A 19,331-nucleotide genomic window follows, 5' to 3' on the forward strand; every position below is an offset into this window, starting at 1 on the left:
TATCTGCACGAAATCTGAAATTCGCAGCTCTTTACTCCGCGCCGCTAAATTTTAAAAAGCAAAATTTAGCGGTGCAAATCGCCTTAAATTTTGCGGACGGAATTTCGCCTGCCGCACCGGATGCCCAACCGATAGAATTTCTTAGAAATTAATATTATTTTAGCTAAAATCGCAGATTAAATTTTAAACAAAAGGATCAAAAAATGGCACAAATTCAAGAGGCCGAGCTCATCTGGAAAGACGGCAAGCTAATCCCATGGGCGGAGGCCACTACCCACGTTTTGACGCACTCTTTGCACTACGGAAACGCCGTATTTGAGGGCGTACGCGCTTATAAGACCGACAAAGGCTACGCGATTTTTCGCCTAGACGAGCACACTCGCAGGCTTGAAATTTCGGCAAAACTCTGTCTAATCAAGCTTCCGTTTAGCTTCGAGCAGCTTCGTCAGGCCCAGATCGACGTCGTCGCGAAAAACCGCTTCGATCAGACCGTATATATTCGCCCGCTTGCGTACTTCGGCTACGGCTCGATGGGCGTTTCGTCCAAGGACTGCTCGGTAAACGTCATCGTCGCAGCGTGGCAATGGGGCGCGTATATGGGCGAAGAGGCGTTACGCAAAGGGATTAAAGCCAAAATTTCATCGTGGATGAAGCCGGCGCAATTTTCGATGATGGCAAAAGCCAAAGCGAGCGCGAATTATTTTAACTCGCAGATGGCAAATTTCGAAGCGGTCGATGCGGGATACGATGAGGCGATACTGCTCGATCCTCAGGGCTTCGTCGCAGAGGGACCGGGCGAGTGCCTATTTATCGTAAAAGATGGGCTCATCATCACTCCGCCGAACGACACCAGCTTAGAGAGCATCACTCAAAACTCGGTTATCGAAATCGCGTGCAGCCTGGGTTACGAGGTCCGCAGAGAGCGCATCGCTCGCGATCAGCTCTATGCCGCGGATGAGGCGTTTTTTACCGGCACCGCCGCGGAGGTCACGCCGATTAGCAACATCGACGGCAGGATCATCGGCAAGGGCGAGATGGGCGAGGTCACGAGCCGCTTGCAAAAGGTGTATTTCGCGGTAGTCACGGGCAAAGACCCCAAATTTGAGCACTGGCTCACATACGTTAAATAAGGACGCGCATGCCAGCGGATTTGAATGATTATTTTAATAAGAAAAATAGCGACAAAAAAGGCGGGAATTTAAATTTTAAAATTCCTAATTTTGGAGGAATGGGTAAGTTTAGCGGCGTGATTTACGCGATAATCGCGATAATCGCGCTGCTCGTGATCTCAAAACCCTTCGTCACGATCCAATCGGGTGAGGTGGGGATCAAGTCAAATTTAGGCAAATACGATCCGACGCCTCTTGGCGCGGGACTTCACTTTTTCGTGCCGTTCATACAGGACGTATTCGTCGTAGATACTCGTACGCGTATCATCAACTACACTAGCAGCGAAGATATGAGCGTGGGTATCGCTACTAAAAGCGGCACCGCGGGCGGTATCATTAGTAAAAACTCGCTTTCGGTGCTAGACTCGCGAAATTTGCCCGTCAGCATCGACATCACCGTGCAATACAGGCTCAATGAAGCCACGGCGCCCAACACGATCGCCGAGTGGGGCTTTTTGTGGGAGGATAAGATCATCGATCCGCGCGTAAAGGACGTCGTGCGTAGCGTCATCGGCAACTATGCCGCCGAGGAGCTGCCTACCAAACGCGACGAGATCGCTAAAGCGATCGACGACGGCATCCGCAAAAATATCGAAGCGCTGGCGAATTCGCCAGTGGATCTGCTAGCCGTGCAGCTTAGAGAGATCATCCTGCCCGCAAAGGTAAAGGAGCAGATCGAGCGCGTGCAGATCGCCAAACAGGAGGCCGAGCGCACCAAATACGAGGTCGAGCGCGCAAATCAAGAGGCGCTTAAAAAGGCTGCTCTTGCCAAAGGTAACGCAGACGCCGTTAAAATCGAGGCTCAAGGTCGCGCCGATGCCGCTAAGATCGAAGCCGACGCGCAAGCCTACGCCAACAAAGAGGTCGCAAAGAGCTTGGACGCAAATCTTTTAAGCCTCAAGCAGATCGAGACGCAGGCTAAATTTAACGAGGCGTTGCGCGAAAACAGCGACGCGAAAATTTTCCTAACGCCGGGCGGTGCGGTGCCTAATATCTGGGTCGATACGAAAGATAAGGCGAAGCAAAGCGCCATCGAGCGGGAACATTAAAATTTCAGGCGGTTATGCGCCCCGATTTCGCGAACTAAATTTGATAGCAAGTCGCTCCTAGCGCATAAGTCTAACTCACGTTTTTGTGAGTTAAGCTTAGCGGCGAATGCAAAAACTCGCGATGAGCAAAACTCGCGTTCGTCGCGGTTTAAACCCAGCGGTCGCTTAAAATTTAGCCGCTAGATTTGTCCTTTAAATTTGCGAGGCGTGCCGCTTCGTAAATTCACAACTCAAATTCCGCGTGCGGCGGCTAAATTTAAGGCGCTCGACTTCGCAAATTAAGGATCAAAGATGAAGGTAGATTGGCAAAAATTAGGCGGGCTGCTCCCAGCGATCGTGCAGGACGCGGGCGACGGCGCAGTTTTGATGCTCGCGTATATGAACGAAGAGGCGCTAAGCCTGACGCTGCGTACCGGCTACGCGCACTACTTTTCGCGCAGCAAGGGGCGCATCTGGAAAAAGGGGGAAGAGAGCGGGCACGTTCAGCTCGTAAAATCCGCCTTTTTGGACTGCGACAACGACGCGCTGCTGCTTAAAATCGAGCAATGCGGCGGATCCGCCTGCCACACGGGCGCGCGAAGCTGTTTTTTCAAAGAGATTTCGCTGCAAAAATGCGGCGAAAATGTGGGGAGCTCGAGCGCTTGCGGCGCGATAAATTTCGCAGAGCACGGCTCTGCAGCCTCTCTCGCGCAGAAAAATTCCGCGAATTCCCGCGCAGGGCAAAATTTTATGCCTCAAAATTCCACTGCCTATTGCGATCGGCAAAGCTCTGCGACACAAAATTTTACGGCGGCAAATTTCATCGCGACGAATTCCGCCGCAGAGTGCAGCGAGCAAAATTTATACGCCGTCTCGCAAAATTATGCGCTAAAAAACTCTACAGAAAAAAGCCCGTACGGCATTTTGGACGAAATTTATCACGTCTGCTTGGATCGCAAGCTAAACGGTGAGTCCGCGCTATCCTACGTCGCCTCGCTTTATGCGAAGGGCGAAAACGCCTATCTCAAAAAGATTGCCGAGGAGGCGTGCGAGTTCGCGCTGGCGTGCAAGGACCTCTCGCGCAGCGAGCTTTATGCGGACGTAGCGCACGAAAGCTTCGGCGAGCACAGAGCGGGCGAGCCGCGATACGACGTGATTTACGAGGGAGCGGATCTTTTATTTCACCTTCTGCTCGCACTTGCGGCGCACAATATCCATCCAGACGCCCTACTTGACGAACTAGCGCGCAGGCAAGGGCAAAGCGGCATCGAGGAAAAGCGCAGCCGCGAAAAAAGCTAATTCTGCCTTGCGGCGACCGCGAGTTTATTTAGAGCAAAGCGCGCCTGAAGCGAGCCATAAAACTCGGAGGCGATTTTACGCTGCGAACGCAAATTAAGGGTCGAAAATGAACGAAATTTTAGAGCGAATTTATGAGATAGAAAACCTCGCCGAACTAGAAATTTTTCTGCGCGCCCAGGATCAAATTTTAATCCGCGAGCGGCTGCTGGGCGAATTTGACCGCTACGCCTTTTATAAAAACGCTAGCGAGTGGAACAGGGCCGTTAAAATTTGCGAATGCCTAGCGATCGTAGGCTGGGGCGAGCGCGAGAGCTTGGAGGCGCTGCGCGGGAAATTTTACAACGGCTATGCGATGACCTATTTTTTAAATGCGCACGGCGAGGCGCGCTTTGTAGAAGCTATGTGGTCGAAACGCAAAACGGGGCTTACGATGCAAGACGGCGATACGTTTTTTCACGAAAGCCCGGACGCGGCGGGCAAAACGCTCTCGCGCCCAGTAAAAGAGGACATACAAGACGTCAAATTAAACAGCCAGCGCAACTGGATAGCCAAAAATCCAGTCCGCATCACGCGCGCTATCAGCAACTGCTACGAAAACTCGCGCGCCGTGATAGAAAGCCTCTTTGCGGATCTACAACCGGCGCTTAATGCCAAAATGCGCCCCGAAATTTACGGCTGCGCGATCAACTACATAAAGCTATCGTGCGCATTTAGCTTCTCGGATGACGGCTGCAAAACAAACTACATCATCGCGCCCGATAAGCCGCGCCTAAGCTCGCAGCGCGCCTGGGAGCTACTGTGCGAGATGATGAGCGAGGAGGAGCGGCGGGCGGGCGGCTACTTTTTGCGAAATAGATTTGAGTATTCGCCGTTTAGAAAAGACACGGGCAAAACGGGCGCGCTGATACATTTCGAGCGCGAGTTTAGCGAGCTAGCGCCCATGGAGCAAAAGCGAAAGATGGGCGAGTATTTTTTGACGGCGCTAAAGCAGATCGCGCAAAAGCAAAGCAGGCTTAAGTATGATTTCGCCGCGACGATAGAGGATTTTGGTAAAATTTTAGGCGAGTGGACGGCGGCTGAAATTTAGCGCTCGTCGGCGCGGCGTCTCAAAACACATCGACGGCGTGCAAATCCGCGCGTAAATTTAAGCGCTTGCGCAAATCATAAAATTTCACTAAAATTTTAAAATCAAATTTAAAGGATAGCTAATGAGGCAGATCACGATGCAGGAGGCTTTGGACGCGGTTAGCGAGCGCTACTGCAAAGGCCATCACTACGAAAATGTCGCGCTAAGCGACAAGATGGTGCGCCGCATCTGCGAGGTAAAAAGCCTCGTAAATATGGGCTTTATAGCCACGTCGATTACGGACGCGGCACTACAGCATCTAGCCACGCTGCCGAAGCTTGCGTATCTGTTTTTGCAAGATAGCGATAAGATAAGCGGCGAGGGCTTTAGATACTTTGCGGCACACGCTAAGCTCGAGCACATCGGTATCGAAAACGTCAGCATCACGGACGAGGGGCTAAAAGCGATCGTGCAAATCCCGAAGCTAAAATCACTACGCCTAATCAATTCGCGCGTGAGCTTTGCGGGGCTACTAGCCGTAGCGGATACGAAAATCCAGTTTTATCTAGACGGCGGGCAGTTTAGCAAGGAGCAGATTGCGGAGTTTGAGCAGGCGCAAAGAGACGTCGCAAAGAGCAAAAAGAAGCTTGATCCATATGACCTGGCGGCGGCGCGCGATGCGCTGCTCGCGTTTTTTGCAGCGATGAGCGAATGGGAGAAATTTGCCACATCGCGAATTGATGATCTGGACGACGGCGAGGTGCAGCGCAGATGCGATGAGCTCTTTGCGCGCTACTGTACGCCCGTTAGGCGCAGCGGCTTCCGCCCCGAGGGCATCTCGTTTTCGATGATGCAGGGCGGCACCTACGGTGGGTACGAGCTAACGGACGCCGAATGCGAGAGCAAAAATAAAATTTACATCTACGCCAAGGACAAACATGGCTTTGCGCGACGCTTCCTACTCGTGCGTAAGGACGGGCGCTGGCTCGTAGACAGATGCCAAGGCATGGACGGCAAAAACTGCGGGCTGTAAAATTTGAGCGCAAAACGGGGTTTAAATTTCATTCTCGGCGCGATCGCAGAGATAAAATTTAGCCTGCCGCGGGCACTGTGATAAAATTTCATCGGCGCTGCAAAAACAAAGATAAAGAGGGCAAATGAGCGGTAAAATTTCTGCGTACGACGCGCACGGCGATCAAAGAAAGGTGCGAATGAAAAGGCGAATTTTCTCCGAGCTGGGCGGCTTCGTGGTGTACGAGCCCGCGCTACTCGCGCGCTATCTGGATGAGCACGGGCTTGCGAGCGGCGATGTTCTTGCCTATTTTACGCAGACCGAGCACGGGGGCGCGGTCACAGAAGAGGGTATCGCGGTGCCGATATCGGGCGTCCGCAGCGATTATTACGATTTTGCGGTTACCGTGGGCGAGGCGAGCGAGGAGATATTCGCACAAAACGAAGCGAAAATCATCTCTCGCGGCTGGGTTTTTCACTCCTCGGGCACGCTAAAGATCGCAGGCATCGGCTATTTTAAAGATATGAGCTGCATTAGCGAGCAAAACAGCCTGAGTTTTCGCGTAAAGCGCGGTCGGTACCGCTTGGAAATTTTAGGCGGATACCGAGGCACAAATTTTAGCGGTGCGCCCACTCCCCTCGGCGATACGTCTATTTTAAGCGATACGCCCGTTTTTCATCTGCGGCTTACACCCTCTGCCGAGCCTAAATTTAGCGGCGATTTGGAAACGTCATTTTATTTTTAGCCGAATTTATAAAATTTCTCTTTTTATGCGCGGCTGGCAGGCAAAATTTTATAAATTTAGCCGCATTTAGTCGCTGCGCCGAGTAAAATGCTATAATCGGCGCCAAATTACGGGAGGCGAGATGATTTTTGACGAACTTATAGACGCGCTCGCGCAAAACGGCTGGCAGATGCGGCGCAGGGATGAAATTTGCCCGCCGCAAAGCGAATTTTTAGGCGGCAAATTTAAAAATTTAAGCGAAGATTTTTACCGCTTCGTTTGCTCTTTTGAGACTTTGCATGACGCTGCGGACGCCGTTTGGTTCGTATCCGCTAGGGATTATGCGTCACCGAGCGCAGACGAGGCGGAATTTTGCTACGAAGATTTTGAAAAAGACAGCCTGGAGTGCGCGGCTAACGATACGGAAAGAGCCGCCGTGAGCGCGTTTTGGAGCGGGTGCTTGCCGTTTTTGTTTTCGGTCAGGGGCGAACGCTGCTTCGCAGGCATCCTCACGCAGGGCGCGGACGCAGGCAAGATCGTATTCGGCGCGGAACCGATCTACGAAGACGTCTCGATCATCGCGCAAAACTTCGACGAGTTTATCGCCCTAGTCCTTGCCGCACTCACGAACAAAAACGCCGCAAAATATCCGCTTTCTTGTTTTGTATAACGTAGAATTTACTTGGATAATTTTAAGCTTAGTATAACTGCTTTAACCTTATCTTGATTTAATTATATTATTAAATTCTTTAAACTTTTAATAATATATATTTTACATAATATGTAAAATATATATTGACATTTTATATAAAATAAGCTATGATTCTAAAAAATTAAAGAGGCGACAATGGTAAAAAGACAGCTGCTAAGAGAGCGATTAAAAGAGATAGATTTGCGATTGGTGGATTTAGCGGAGCTTTTAAAAATTTCCCGCCCTACGGCTTATAAATTTATAGAGCTATACGAAATCGGACAAAGAGATAAATTTGACTCTAAAATTTTGAGATTTTTTGACTATGTATGCCAAAATGACATTAATAAAATGGATGCCATATCGTTTATATTAAACAATATATCGATGCCAGAAAATCAAAGCAACGAAGATAAAAAACAACAAATCACAAATTTACTAAAAAAGGACAACGAAGTGAAGGTAAATTTCATAGAAAAGTTAACTCAAGTCGATATTTTCGATCCCATTTTAAGTTATTTACTCGAATGTGAAAAAATAATAACATCAAATAATAGGTCTCGAAAAAAAGAGCTAAGCGATGATAATGATAAAAAACTGGAAGCATTAAAGCAATTTTATAATGCGCTCGGATTTAAGCTAAATATCAAAGGAGAAAAAAATGCGTAAAATCAGTATCTCAAACTATAGAAATATAGGAATAGATGCGCCTGCGGAGCTAAAAATACCGCAAGATGGTGGGCTAATAGTCCTTTTAGGCGAAAATAACGTCGGTAAAAGCAATGTGCTTTCTGCCATATATGCTTTACAAAGCAGAGCTATAAATAAAGGTGATGAGCCAAATTTCTTTGACACTGCAGGGAAGGCAAGTATCGAATATGTGCAAATATCCAAAGAATGCACTGGTGTTATAATGGAAAATTTTGATAATACAAAAGAATTAAAAGATCATCGGGAAAATGAATCAAAAATATACAAGAAGCCAAATAAAGATAATATCTATAGATTTATCGTAACTTCTTGCGAAGATAAGGATGTTTCCGATATATATTATGAATCAATAAACCCCTATGACAATAGAAAAAGAAAAATTCCATCCGACCTTATAGCTATGGATAAAACTAAAAAAGATGATGGAAAAATGCCAAATATATTTTTTTATCAAGAAAAGGAAATTAAAAATTTAGACTTGCAAACAAAGCCCAGCAGCATAGCAAATAGTCATTTTTTTCAAGCACTATTTAAGGCCACCAATGTAGAAATAGCCAGGGTACAAACCTCCTATGAAAAATCTAGAGAAAAAGGAACCTCTAGTTTTTATAAAAGAGCTGAAAAAGATATAAACGAACGTATAAAAAATGCCTTAAATAAAAGATTTAATGAGGTATATTATAAAACCGTAAATAATGAAATTTATGAATTTGAAGTGATATTTGAAGCTGAAAGTATTTCATTGGGTATAACCAAAAACGGTGAACCTATAAGCCTAAGTGAGCAAAGTATTGGCTTCAAAAAATTTTTCAACTTATTTTTTAATTTTTTACACCAAGACAACGTAAGAAATGGCGATATAGTGTTAATAGATGAGGTAGAAAATCACCTAAGCATACCAGCCCAAAAAGATATTCGTCAATTTTTAAAAGAATTTGGACAAAAACACGGTATAACCTTTATCGTTTCTACTCACTCAAATCATATTTTAGATATTCGCCATCTTGACGAGATAAAGATAGTAAAATCCGATAACAAAGGCTCCACGATCATAAATGATTTTTCTATCATACCAGATCACGAAGCTGACACCTTAGCTGAAATAAAAAGAAGTCTCGGCACAGGATATCTTAGTCTGGTGGGATATAATGATAAGCTTATATTTGTCGAGGGAATAACAGACTATAACTACCTAACGGCTATGAATTTTTTGTACGAAAAAGAGCGAAACAGCGAGGAGAAGTTACTGTTTTTACCGATAAGCGGACTTGGTAAGGTGGATAATAAAACTAAAAATAGTAGAAATACAGTTGCTACGCCTACTCAAGAAAAAATAGCAAATGAACTAAAAACGCTAGCCAGAACGGCAAAAGACGGCAGAGCGCTACTTTTAGTAGATGGCGACAAGGCGGGGCAAGCTATGATACAGTTAAATGACGATAAATTTATAGTAATACCGATCAATGAACAATTTAAAGAAAAATATCCAAATTTTAAAGAAATAGAAGATTTTTTTAGTGCCGAGCTAAGGAATGAATTTGAAATGAATGCAAAATCAAGCGATATGTCAAGCAAATTTAAAAATGAAGTCGAGCAAGGCAAAATCAAAATAGACGAAGAAACCAAAGACAAGTTCTTTGAGCTGTTCAACTACCTGTCAACATTTTAGCCACTAAAAGCCAAGATCTCTTTTTTTGTCTTGGCTTTTCCTTTTTTTCACTCAAACACCCTATAATGCGCCTCGTCGGCAAACTCCAACATCTCCTTGTCACCTCTGCTATCGCCGTAGGCGATCACACGTCAAAACTCGTGATATCGTAGAACTCACATATGTAGCGAATAAAATTTCATATTGTACTACACACAAGTGTGTGTCATATAGTGTCTCGTCTCGCCCCACGTTAAATTTGCATATCGCGCTTTACGGCTCAAACGAGCAAGCCTTTAGGATTCCGCCTGCTAAGCCCTTTTTAAACCACTCTTTGCGCTGTGCCGAGGTGCCGTGCGTGAAGGAATCGGGCACGACGCGACCGCTAAATTTGCGTTGCAGCGTATCGTCGCCGATCGCGCTGGCGGCATTTAGCGCCTCGTCGATGTCGCCCGCCTCCAGCACGCGCCCTGTTTTTGCGAGATAGTGCGCCCAGACCCCCGCGTAGCAGTCCGCCTGTAGCTCGACTTTGACCTGAAGCGCGTTTTGCTCGGCTTCGCTGCGAGCGCGCCTTTTTAGAGCATTGATCTGCTCCAGCGTGCCGACTAAATTTTGAACGTGATGCCCTACTTCGTGCGCGATGACGTAGGCCTGCGCGAAGTCGCCGCCCGCTTTGTATTTGTTCGCAAGCTCGTCAAAAAAGCTAAGATCGAGATAAATTTTATGGTCCCTCGGGCAATAAAAAGGTCCCGTCTGCGCGCTCGCAAAGCCGCAGCCGCTTGCGATTTGATCGCGGAAAAGCCGAAGCCCTGGTTCCTCGTAACGCGCGCCCGCACTTTTAAATATCTCGCCCCAAACGTCCTCGGTTTGAGCCAGCACCGCCGAGACGAAGGCGAGCTTTTCTTGCTCCTGCGGGCTGTCCGTCGGCTCTCTCTGCGTACTGGCGCCTCCGTCTAAAAGCGCCAAAGGGTTGTAGCCCATAAAATACGCTACGACGCCGATTACAAGCACTATGCGCCCGATCTTTGAGCCGAGCAAAAACCTGATGAGCGGGATCAGCATCCCAAGCGAGCCCGAGCTCGTATGCATGCTGCTTGAGCGGTCATCCTCCACGTTTGAGCTTCGTCTGCCGTCTTGCCATTTCATGTTTTTCCTTTAAAATTTTTGAGCCATTATACTAAAATTTTAAAAGGAGCGCCGCCTTGCTTTTGCAAAATACTGCGCGTAGCGAAATAAATCTGAAATTTTGCTTATTTTAAATTTCTTTTAAGCTGTTTAAAATTTTAAATTCTATATAATCGCCCTTTTTAAATTTAAAAGAAAGGAGAATTTGTGGCAAAAGACGACGTCATAGAGATCGACGGCAACGTCATAGAAGCGCTGCCGAACGCGACTTTTAAGGTCGAGCTGGACAACAAACACGTGATTTTATGCCATATCGCGGGCAAGATGCGGATGCACTACATCAAGATAATGCCGGGCGATCGCGTAAAAGTTGAGCTGACCCCTTACAGCCTCGATAAAGGCAGGATCACCTACCGCTATAAGTAAGGATAAAGTTAAATTTAGATATACTCGCGATTTTGCGACTAAACTGTAGGAAGAAGTGTTTTCAAAATCCCCACTATTTTGAAAACAGTTGGTTTGATACTTTCGCTTTTGAAATTTCATTAAACCTAGGTGCAGTTTGCATTTAAAGTGGAGAAAATTTTAGGAGAGTGGAATGAAAGTTCGTCCATCCGTTAAGAAAATGTGCGACAAATGTAAAATTGTCAAGCGCAAAGGTGTTGTTCACGTTATTTGTGAAAATCCAAAACATAAACAAAGACAAGGATAAGTTATGGCTCGTATCGCAGGTGTAGATCTACCAAAGAAAAAAAGGATTGAATACGGACTAACTTATATCTACGGTATAGGTTTATTTACGTCGAGAAAAATTCTCGATGCGGCAGGAATTTCTTACGATAAAAGAGTCGCCGATCTGAGCGAAGATGAAGCCGCCGCTATCAGAAAAGAGATCCAAGAACACTATATGGTCGAAGGTGATCTTCGCAAACAAGTGGCTATGGATATAAAAGCGCTTATGGACTTGGGCGGCTATCGCGGCTTAAGACACAGAAAGGGCCTTCCTGTTCGCGGTCAAAAAACAAAAACGAACGCCAGAACCAGAAAAGGCAAACGCAAAACCGTCGGCGCGGCAGCTAAATAAGGATTGAGATATGGCACAAAAAAAAGTAGTTAAGAAAAAAACCGTCAGAAAAAATATCGCCAAAGGCATAGTTTACATCTCCGCTACGTTTAACAACACTATGATTACCGTAACGGACGAGATGGGCAACGCGATCGCGTGGAGCAGTGCGGGCGCTTTAAATTTTAAAGGCAGCAAAAAATCCACCCCTTATGCGGCGCAACAAGCCGTCGAGGACGCGCTAAACAAAGCCAAAGAGCACGGCATCAAAGAGGTAGGCGTCAAGGTTCAGGGTCCGGGAAGTGGACGCGAGACCGCCGTTAAAAGCGTAGGTAGCGTAGAAGGGATTAAAGTTACGTATTTCAAAGATATCACTCCTCTTGCGCACAACGGTTGCAGACCGCCTAAACGACGTCGCGTGTAATTATAAAAGGAGAAATTTATGGCTAGATATACAGGACCGGTTGAAAAATTAGAAAGAAGGCTCGGCGTCGATCTATTTATGAAAGGCGAGAGAAGGCTTGCGGGCAAGAGCGCACTTTTAAAACGCCCTTACGCTCCGGGTCAGCACGGACAAAGACGCGCCAAACTAAGCGAATACGGCTCACAGCTTCGCGAGAAACAAAAGGCTAAATTTATGTACGGCGTAAGCGAGAAGCAGTTCCGCAGACTATTTGCCGAAGCAGCTCGCAGAGAGGGTAACACCGGAGCGATCTTGGTTCAGCTTTTAGAGCAGAGGCTAGATAATGTCGTTTACCGCATGGGCTTTGCTACGACTAGACGCTTTGCACGCCAGCTAGTTACGCACGGACACATTTTAGTAGACGGCAAGCGCGTCGATATCCCTTCATACAGCGTCCGCGCAGGACAAAAGATCGAAGTGATCGAAAAAAGTAAAAATAACCCGCAAATTTCAAGAGCGCTGGATCTTACTGCACAGACCGGCATCGTAGCGTGGGTCGATGTAGAAAAAGAGAAAAGATACGGAATTTTTTCTAGAGTTCCGGAGAGAGAAGAAGTTGTTATTCCTGTAGAGGAAAGATTTATCGTAGAGCTTTACTCGAAATAGTAGGTGCTAATATGAGAAAAATCACAACATCAGCTCATATGCCAACTGAAATAAAGGTTGAGAATGTCAGCGAAAATGTTGCTAAAATCATAGCATATCCCTTTGAAACGGGATATGCCGTCACTCTAGCTCATCCTTTACGAAGGCTACTTTATACGAGCACGGTCGGTTTCGCGCCGACTGCGGTTAAAATCGAAGGCGTAAGCCACGAATTCGACAGCATGCGCGGTATGCTCGAGGATATGGCGGCTTTTATCATAAATTTAAAAGGCTTAAGGTTTAAAATCAAGGGCGATTCCCTGCGCGAGGTCGTAGAATACAGCTTCAAAGGACCTAAAGAAATTTACGGCAGCGACCTAAATAACGACGCCGTAGAGATCGTAAATCCAAGCGCTTATCTAGCTACGATAAACGAGGATGCCGATCTTAAATTTACGCTCATCATCGAAAAGGGTATCGGCTACGTCCCAAGCGAAGAGATCAGAGAAAATTTAGATGCTGATTTTATCGCGCTGGATGCGTTTTTTACCCCAGTAACCAAGGCCGTTTACGATATCGAAAACGTATTCGTAGAGGATAATCCCGACTACGAAAAGGTGATCTTTACGATCACTACCGACGGTCAGATCAGCGCGATAGATGCGTTTAAAAACGCGCTTGAGGCGATGTATCAGCAGCTGGCGGTTTTCAAAGGCATCGTAAATATCAGTGCTGCGGATACTTTCGGTAGAGCGATCCCCGCAAATTCCGAGTTTGCAAAGCTTTTCGAGAGCGTTAGCAATCTAAGCCTAAGCGCACGAAGCTTCAACTGCCTGGATCGCGCGGATATTAGATTTATCGGCGAGCTAGCGATTATGGAGGAGAGCGAGCTTAAAGACCTTAAAAATTTAGGCAAAAAATCGCTCGAGGAGATCAAGGCCGTAATGGAGGAGATCGGTTATCCTATCGGCAACCAAGAGCTCGGCGATAAAAAAGAGCAGCTAAAACGCAAGCTCGATGAGCTGAAGGCTCAAAGACAAAAGAATGAAGGACAATAAATGAGACATAATCACGGATATAGGAAGCTAGGGCGTACCTCGTCTCACCGTGCCGCCCTGCTTAAAAATTTAACCATCGCTTTAGTTACTAGCGGCAAGATCGAAACTACGCTTCCTAAGGCAAAAGAGCTAAGAAGCTATGCCGAGAAGCTGATCACTCGCGCGCGAAAAGGCGACAGCGAGGCGCATAGATTTGTTTTCGCGGCGCTTCAGGATAAGGCTGCGACAAATAAGCTAGTCACCGAGATCGCTCCAAAATACGCAGGCGTAAACGGCGGCTACACTCGCATCCTCAGAACTCGCCTACGCAAGGGCGACGCCGCAGAGATGGCTTATATCGAGCTAATCAACAAATAAAATTTCGGGATCACTCCCGAAATTTCTTCTATGAAATTTAAAATTTTACTTCCGCTTGTTATCATCGCTGCGGCCCTAGCGTGGGCATTGGACAATTATCTTAGCTATAAAAATATCGAAACGATTAACTCCGAGATTCCGCTAAAGCAGGCATTGGACGGCGAGCAAATCGCTAAAATTCGCGTCTATAAATCCAAACGAATTCTTGAAATTTTGACCTCAAAAGGCATCGCGAAAAGCTACAAAATCGCCCTCGGACGCGAGCCCGAAGGACATAAAGAGGTTCAAGGCGACGGCAAAACCCCGGAGGGCAACTACACCATAAACGGCAAAAATCCAAACTCGGCGTATCATCTAAATTTAGGCATCTCCTATCCGAACAAAGCCGACGTAGCGCACGCAAAATCCCTCGGTAAGAGCGCAGGCGGCGATATCAAAATCCACGGGCTACCGAATAAATTTAGCTACCTAGGGCAGAGTATCGCGGCGTTCGGCGACTGGACGGAGGGCTGCATAGCGCTCGTCAATGACGATATGGACGAGCTTTTTGAGCATGTAAAAATCGGCACACCGATAGAAATTTTGCCGTGATTGCACACGCCCGCGCTAAAATTTCACAGCCGCGATCGATATAAAACATAGCGCAAATTTCATCTACGAGCTTTAAAATAATATTCGTCGTCCAGGCTTTTGTAGTCGCGAAATTTGTGATTAAAAGCAGGATTGTTTTTCTAAAAATTTAATCGTATCGGCATTTATCCTAATTAAATTTAGGCATTTTGCTTTAAATTTTACCTACCGCTCAAACAAAATTCCTTTTCAAATTTAGCCCTCAACCGAACTAAAATTTTATCCCAAATTTATAACGCAAATAGTCTAAATTTAAATATACGCAAGCCCGATGATTTGCGAGTTTCATCCTTGCCGAATCGATAAAATTTTAAAATCGCGGCTCGCCGTTCGCGCCGTATAAAATTCTTTGCGAGCCATTACGCGAAATCCGCGTCCTCGCGCAAAATTTTGGATTAAATTTCATCCCCGATAAGCCTTTTTTTATCGCTTTTGGATATAATTCGCCAAAATCAAAACAAGGAATTTTAATGATACCATTTAGCGATGAAGAGCTTTTAACTCCGGTACAAGGCAGCTTGGAGCTAATCCGTCCAATGCTTCAAAACGACGGCGGCGACATGAAGCTTTTAGGCATAAAAAACGGCGTCGTCTATGTCCGCCTTACCGGGCATTGCCACGGCTGCGCTGCAAGTGCGCAGACCCTAAAATACGGCGTCGAGCGCCAGCTTCGCATGGATATTCACCCCGAGCTTAGCGTCGTAAACATCCCCGAAGGCGAAGAGTTTGAACTATAAAAAACTGGGGCTAAAGGCCTTTTCGCGCGGAGAATTCGAACTTGCAAAGCTGTATTTTTCGCTCGCATACGAAAAAAGCGGCAAGGAGGAAATTCTATTTTTGCTTGAGCTTTGCCAGACCGCGCTGGCAGACCGCGAAGAGGCGCTTATGCTCTTTGATTTTTACAACCTCAGCCCCAAAACTCAAACCGCGGAGCTTTTTAAAATTTTAAACTCCATCAACGAAAAGATCGCGAACGAAGCAGCCTCCGAACCCGGCGCCGAGGATGAGATCGCCGTTATAGCTTATGCCGATTTTATGCGCGCGGTAGGCCAAAGAGGCTTTAAAGACGCCTTTGAATCGATCATTTTTTCCTCTAAAATCGCCATTTCGGACAAAACCGAGATGATAGAATTTTTAGAAAATTTGATAGAAAACGGCTACTACGAAATGGGGCTTAATTACGTCGAGAGCTCGGCTGCCGCGTATGCAGGCGATGAGCGCTTCGAAGCGCTAATGCAAAAAATCAAAAATCATGAAAATACGACTCGAAAATAGCTTTATCACCGACAACTCCGCCGAGTGCGAGGCGGGCTGCTTTTTTATGCACACGAGCGCGAACGCTAAATTTGCACCTGAAGCGGCGCAAAAAGGAGCGCAGATCATCTCTATCGCGCAAGCAAAGGAGCTTTTAAAGATCGATCCGCGCATCAAAATCGTAGGCATCACCGGTACGAACGGCAAAACCACGACCGCAGCAGCGATCTACTCGACGCTGCTGGATCTAGGCTTTAGTTGCGGTCTAAGCGGCACGCGCGGCGCCTTTATAAATGAGCGCAGGATCGATGAGAAGGGGCTTACGACGAGCTCAGTTTTTAAGACGATGAGCTATCTTTGCAAAGCCAGCAAGCAGGGCTGCGAGTATTTCGTCATGGAGGTTAGCTCGCACGCAATCGCGCAAAACCGCATAGAAGGGCTAAATTTTGCGCTTAAAATTTTTACGAATTTGAGCCAAGATCATCTCGATTATCATGGCAGCATGCAAGAATACGCGGCGGTCAAGAGCTCGTTTTTCGCAGACGACGCGCCAAAACTCATAAACGCCGATGACGGGTACATTAAATTTAATCCCGCAAACGCCCTTACCTACGGCATCAAAAATGCCGCAAGCTTCGGCGTAAGCGGATACGGACTAAAGGGCGGTATCGACGCACTCGTGCGCACCCCAAACGGCGATAATACGCAGCTTCAAAGCGATCTCATCGGCGAGTTTAATCTCTATAACCTTACCGCGGCGTTTGCGGCGGTTAAAATTCTAACCAAGCTGCCGAATGAAAAGATCGCAAAAGCCCTGGCAAACTTCGGCGGCGTCGAGGGTCGCGTGCAGATCGTAAATAAAAACCCGCTTGTGATCGTCGATTTCGCCCATACCCCAGACGGTATCGAAAAGGTGCTAAACGCGCTGCGTGCAAGCGGCGAGATCATCGCGGTTTTCGGCGCGGGAGGCGATCGCGACCATGGCAAGCGTCCGAAAATGGGCGCCATCGCCGAGCACTTTGCTAAAATCTGCATCGTCACGAGCGATAATCCGCGTAGCGAGGATCCGGATGAGATCATCAAGCAAATTTGCGCGGGGATGCGCCGAAAAGATAAAATTTTAAAGATCGCGGATCGCAAAGAGGCTATCGCGCGTGCGCTAGATCTTGCCAAAAACGGCGAGATGATCGCTATTTTGGGTAAGGGCGACGAGACCTACCAAGAGATCAAGGGCGTGAAGCATCCTTTCAGCGACAAACAGGTCGTGAGCGAGCTAGTCGCGGCGCAAGGCGAGTCAAATTTAGACTAAATTTAAAGGACGGCCGATGAAAATCGAAATTTTATCAAGCAAAATCCACCGTGCGCGCGTGACGGACGCCAACCTAAACTACGTAGGCTCTATTACGATCGGACCCGAGCTCATCGAGGCTGCGGGGCTTTGCGAGTACCAAAAAGTCGAGATCCTAAACGTCAATAACGGCGAGCGCTTCGCTACCTACGTGATCCGCGGCGATAAAAAAGGCGAGATCTGCCTAAACGGCGCGGCCGCGCGCAAAGTATGCGTCGGCGACATCGTCATCATCGTGGCTTACGCACAGATGAGCGCCAAAAAAGCGAGAAGCTTCAAGCCTAAAATCGTGCAAGTAAACGAAAAAAACCAAATAACGGAGTAAAGATGTTTGAGGGAATGGATTTTTCAAAAATGGGGCAGATGCTCGATCAGATGCAGGCCAAGGCTAAGCAGATCGAGGAGGAGAATGCGCGCAAGGAATTTACCGTAAAATCGGGCGCGGGCATGGTCGCCATCAGGCTAAACGGCGCGGGCGAGGTGCTCGATCTGAGCATCGACGATAGCCTTTTTAATGACAAAGAGAGCTTGCAGATCCTGCTAATTTCGGCGATAGGCGACGCGATAAAACTCGTCGAAAATGAAAAGAAAGGCGCCGCAGCGTCCATGCTAGGAGGGCTCGGCGGATTGGGTGATCTGCTTGGCAATAAGGGCTAAGCGTAGTTCAAAAATGGTGAAAATAGGCTTTTTAGAGAGGGCGACTACTTCCCGCCTGGCGAGCGGTTTGGATTTTACGGAGCGAGCGGCTTCTATAGCGAACTAAATGAAGCCCGATTTTATAAGGCGGCGTTAAATTTAGATTTTGTGGCGATACGGTTTGCATAAAGCACGGCTCGCTTGATTTGACGCTAGGTTATTAAATTTCAACCTTAGCAAATCGGTCAAATTTAACGGGTGGCACGAGGGCAAATTCTAAAATTTCGGCGAGCTGCTAAGCTGCGGCGCAAAGTAAAATTTAGCTAGCGCAGCTTAAATACAAAGCAAGGCGAGCCGTTGTGCGACATCCGCGAGTAAATGAGCACAAGATGCGGCTCAAAAAAGCGGAGCATCCTTCGCCTCGCGCACTGCGTAAAGCTAGGGAAATTAAAATTTAAAATTTTAAGCGGTATGATTACTTCTACGCGACGTACAAACGGCTCGCGACAGCAAAGTCTAAGTTGCGCGACGAAAAGGTATTCGAAGGGCGCGAATTTGCATTCGTCAAGGGCGCGCCTAAGCAGAGCAAATCAAAACCGCAAGGTAGGATCGATGGATATTTTAGAAAGATTTAAAGATTACTTGAAGCGCAACGAACTGAAGGCGCCGAGCTTTCATCCGTATTTCGAGGAGGCGCTCAATTACATGCTGCAGGCGGGCGGTAAGCACTTTCGCGCACAGCTGCTACTAGGCGTCGTCTCGGTGGTGGATGAGCGGCGCTTTGAGGGCGCGCTGGCGATCGCGATGGCGCTTGAGATGATCCACACCTACTCGCTTATCCACGACGATCTGCCCGCGATGGATGATGCGGATCTGCGCCGCGGACGGCCGAGCCTGCATAAAAAATACGACGAAGTCACGGCAATTTTGGTGGGCGATGCGCTAAATACAGACGCGTTTTTGATCGCCGCGAGCGCGAACCTAAGCGACGAGATTAAGATAAAATGCATTAAAACTCTAGCACGAAACGCAGGCAGCAGCGGCATGGTGCTGGGTCAGGCGATCGATTGTCATTTTGAAAACAGCCCGTTAAAACAAAGCGAGCTTGAGTTTTTGCATCTGCACAAAACGGGCGCGCTGATTGCAGCGGCGTTTGAGCTAGGCGCCATAATCGGCGGGCTAAAGGACAAGCTCGCGCATGAGCTTTATAAAATCGGACTAAAGCTAGGTCTCATATTTCAGATCGAGGATGATATCATCGACGCCACGAGCGACGAGGTAAGTGCAGGTAAGCCCGTAGGAGCGGACGGCGCGAAAAATTCCTTCGTAAATTTACTAGGTCTTGCGGGTGCGAGGAGCTACAAGCAGCGCCTAATAGATGAGGTAAGCGGCGCGATGAGCGGCTATGATGCGAGCCTACGCGATTTGGTTTTAAATTTGATAGAAAAATACCTGAAAGGATGA

At 47.3% G+C, this 19,331-nt stretch carries 24 protein-coding genes and 1 pseudogene; 24 read left to right on the forward strand and 1 reads right to left on the reverse strand.

Annotated features, from left to right (window positions below; translation table 11 throughout):
* The first annotated feature begins 203 nt into the window (after positions 1-203).
* The 10 genes and pseudogenes from Q0198_RS09790 (at position 204) to Q0198_RS09835 (ending at position 9,369) form a co-directional block, all read left to right on the forward strand.
* The gene (locus Q0198_RS09790; protein ID WP_297897572.1) at positions 204-1,130 is read left to right on the forward strand and encodes a branched-chain amino acid transaminase; all 927 of its coding nucleotides are present in this window, start codon (positions 204-206) and stop codon (positions 1,128-1,130) included.
* Between the two features lie 8 nt (positions 1,131-1,138).
* Positions 1,139-2,218 (forward strand): SPFH domain-containing protein, encoded by a 1,080-nt coding sequence (locus tag Q0198_RS09795; RefSeq protein WP_297897575.1) that lies wholly within the window; start codon positions 1,139-1,141, stop codon positions 2,216-2,218.
* 291 nt (positions 2,219-2,509) lie between these two features.
* Positions 2,510-2,830 (forward strand): annotated as a pseudogene (hisI, locus tag Q0198_RS09800) (phosphoribosyl-AMP cyclohydrolase); the annotation flags it as partial.
* The gene (locus tag Q0198_RS09805; RefSeq protein ID WP_366112068.1) at positions 2,822-3,496 is read left to right on the forward strand and encodes a phosphoribosyl-ATP diphosphatase; all 675 of its coding nucleotides are present in this window, start codon (positions 2,822-2,824) and stop codon (positions 3,494-3,496) included. The pseudogene hisI and the gene Q0198_RS09805, both read left to right, overlap by 9 nt.
* Positions 3,497-3,602: 106 nt before the next feature.
* Positions 3,603-4,583, forward strand: coding sequence for a hypothetical protein (locus tag Q0198_RS09810; RefSeq protein WP_297897578.1), 981 nt, complete (start codon positions 3,603-3,605; stop codon positions 4,581-4,583).
* 121 nt (positions 4,584-4,704) lie between these two features.
* Positions 4,705-5,595: an NTF2 fold immunity protein gene (locus tag Q0198_RS09815; RefSeq protein WP_297897581.1), complete on the forward strand. Its 891-nt coding sequence runs from the start codon at positions 4,705-4,707 to the stop codon at positions 5,593-5,595.
* Between the two features lie 124 nt (positions 5,596-5,719).
* Positions 5,720-6,319: a hypothetical protein gene (locus Q0198_RS09820; protein WP_297897583.1), complete on the forward strand. Its 600-nt coding sequence runs from the start codon at positions 5,720-5,722 to the stop codon at positions 6,317-6,319.
* Between the two features lie 121 nt (positions 6,320-6,440).
* Entirely contained in the window at positions 6,441-6,968 is a 528-nt protein-coding gene (locus Q0198_RS09825; protein WP_297897586.1) for a hypothetical protein, read from the forward strand.
* 177 nt (positions 6,969-7,145) lie between these two features.
* Complete coding sequence (locus Q0198_RS09830; RefSeq protein WP_297897588.1) at positions 7,146-7,658, forward strand: hypothetical protein; 513 nt, start codon at positions 7,146-7,148, stop codon at positions 7,656-7,658.
* Positions 7,651-9,369 carry an AAA family ATPase gene (locus Q0198_RS09835; protein WP_297897591.1) on the forward strand — a complete coding sequence of 573 codons (1,719 nt, stop codon included), beginning with the start codon at positions 7,651-7,653 and terminating at the stop codon, positions 9,367-9,369. Before Q0198_RS09830 ends, Q0198_RS09835 begins: the two co-directional genes overlap by 8 nt.
* 252 nt (positions 9,370-9,621) lie before the next feature.
* Here Q0198_RS09835 and Q0198_RS09840 read toward each other — a convergent pair whose 3' ends face one another.
* A complete protein-coding gene (locus tag Q0198_RS09840; protein WP_297897593.1) occupies positions 9,622-10,494 on the reverse strand; it encodes a neutral zinc metallopeptidase in 873 nt (290 codons plus the stop codon).
* A 186-nt stretch (positions 10,495-10,680) separates the two neighbouring features.
* Here Q0198_RS09840 and infA point away from each other — a divergent pair, with 186 nt between their 5' ends.
* The 14 genes from infA to Q0198_RS09910 all read left to right on the forward strand — a co-directional run bounded on the left by infA (position 10,681) and on the right by Q0198_RS09910 (position 19,331).
* Entirely contained in the window at positions 10,681-10,899 is a 219-nt protein-coding gene (gene infA, locus Q0198_RS09845) for a translation initiation factor IF-1 (protein WP_005869854.1), read from the forward strand.
* A 172-nt stretch (positions 10,900-11,071) separates the two neighbouring features.
* A complete protein-coding gene (gene rpmJ, locus Q0198_RS09850; RefSeq protein WP_005869855.1) occupies positions 11,072-11,185 on the forward strand; it encodes a 50S ribosomal protein L36 in 114 nt (37 codons plus the stop codon).
* A gap of 3 nt (positions 11,186-11,188) precedes the next feature.
* On the forward strand, positions 11,189-11,557 hold the full coding sequence (rpsM, locus tag Q0198_RS09855; protein WP_005869856.1) for a 30S ribosomal protein S13: 369 nt from the start codon (positions 11,189-11,191) through the stop codon (positions 11,555-11,557).
* 10 nt (positions 11,558-11,567) lie between these two features.
* Positions 11,568-11,960 carry a 30S ribosomal protein S11 gene (gene rpsK, locus Q0198_RS09860; protein ID WP_177387174.1) on the forward strand — a complete coding sequence of 131 codons (393 nt, stop codon included), beginning with the start codon at positions 11,568-11,570 and terminating at the stop codon, positions 11,958-11,960.
* Between the two features lie 18 nt (positions 11,961-11,978).
* A complete protein-coding gene (rpsD, locus tag Q0198_RS09865; protein ID WP_005869858.1) occupies positions 11,979-12,605 on the forward strand; it encodes a 30S ribosomal protein S4 in 627 nt (208 codons plus the stop codon).
* 11 nt (positions 12,606-12,616) lie between these two features.
* Positions 12,617-13,642: a DNA-directed RNA polymerase subunit alpha gene (locus Q0198_RS09870; protein ID WP_297897596.1), complete on the forward strand. Its 1,026-nt coding sequence runs from the start codon at positions 12,617-12,619 to the stop codon at positions 13,640-13,642.
* Complete coding sequence (gene rplQ, locus Q0198_RS09875; RefSeq protein WP_297897599.1) at positions 13,643-13,999, forward strand: 50S ribosomal protein L17; 357 nt, start codon at positions 13,643-13,645, stop codon at positions 13,997-13,999.
* A gap of 30 nt (positions 14,000-14,029) precedes the next feature.
* A complete protein-coding gene (locus Q0198_RS09880; RefSeq protein WP_297897602.1) occupies positions 14,030-14,590 on the forward strand; it encodes a L,D-transpeptidase family protein in 561 nt (186 codons plus the stop codon).
* A 509-nt stretch (positions 14,591-15,099) separates the two neighbouring features.
* The gene (locus Q0198_RS09885) at positions 15,100-15,366 is read left to right on the forward strand and encodes a NifU family protein (protein WP_297897605.1); all 267 of its coding nucleotides are present in this window, start codon (positions 15,100-15,102) and stop codon (positions 15,364-15,366) included.
* The gene (locus Q0198_RS09890; protein ID WP_297897608.1) at positions 15,356-15,904 is read left to right on the forward strand and encodes a histidine kinase; all 549 of its coding nucleotides are present in this window, start codon (positions 15,356-15,358) and stop codon (positions 15,902-15,904) included. The genes Q0198_RS09885 and Q0198_RS09890 overlap by 11 nt, the downstream gene beginning before the upstream one ends.
* Positions 15,882-17,192: a UDP-N-acetylmuramoyl-L-alanyl-D-glutamate--2,6-diaminopimelate ligase gene (locus Q0198_RS09895; RefSeq protein WP_297897611.1), complete on the forward strand. Its 1,311-nt coding sequence runs from the start codon at positions 15,882-15,884 to the stop codon at positions 17,190-17,192. The genes Q0198_RS09890 and Q0198_RS09895 overlap by 23 nt, the downstream gene beginning before the upstream one ends.
* 16 nt (positions 17,193-17,208) lie before the next feature.
* The gene (gene panD / locus Q0198_RS09900; RefSeq protein WP_297897614.1) at positions 17,209-17,556 is read left to right on the forward strand and encodes an aspartate 1-decarboxylase; all 348 of its coding nucleotides are present in this window, start codon (positions 17,209-17,211) and stop codon (positions 17,554-17,556) included.
* 2 nt (positions 17,557-17,558) lie between these two features.
* Positions 17,559-17,888, forward strand: a complete 330-nt coding sequence (locus tag Q0198_RS09905; RefSeq protein ID WP_297880275.1) for a YbaB/EbfC family nucleoid-associated protein — start codon at positions 17,559-17,561, stop codon at positions 17,886-17,888.
* A 591-nt stretch (positions 17,889-18,479) separates the two neighbouring features.
* Positions 18,480-19,331, forward strand: a complete 852-nt coding sequence (locus tag Q0198_RS09910; RefSeq protein ID WP_297897617.1) for a polyprenyl synthetase family protein — start codon at positions 18,480-18,482, stop codon at positions 19,329-19,331.

Source organism: uncultured Campylobacter sp., assembly GCF_938045205.1.
Classification (GTDB): domain Bacteria; phylum Campylobacterota; class Campylobacteria; order Campylobacterales; family Campylobacteraceae; genus Campylobacter_B.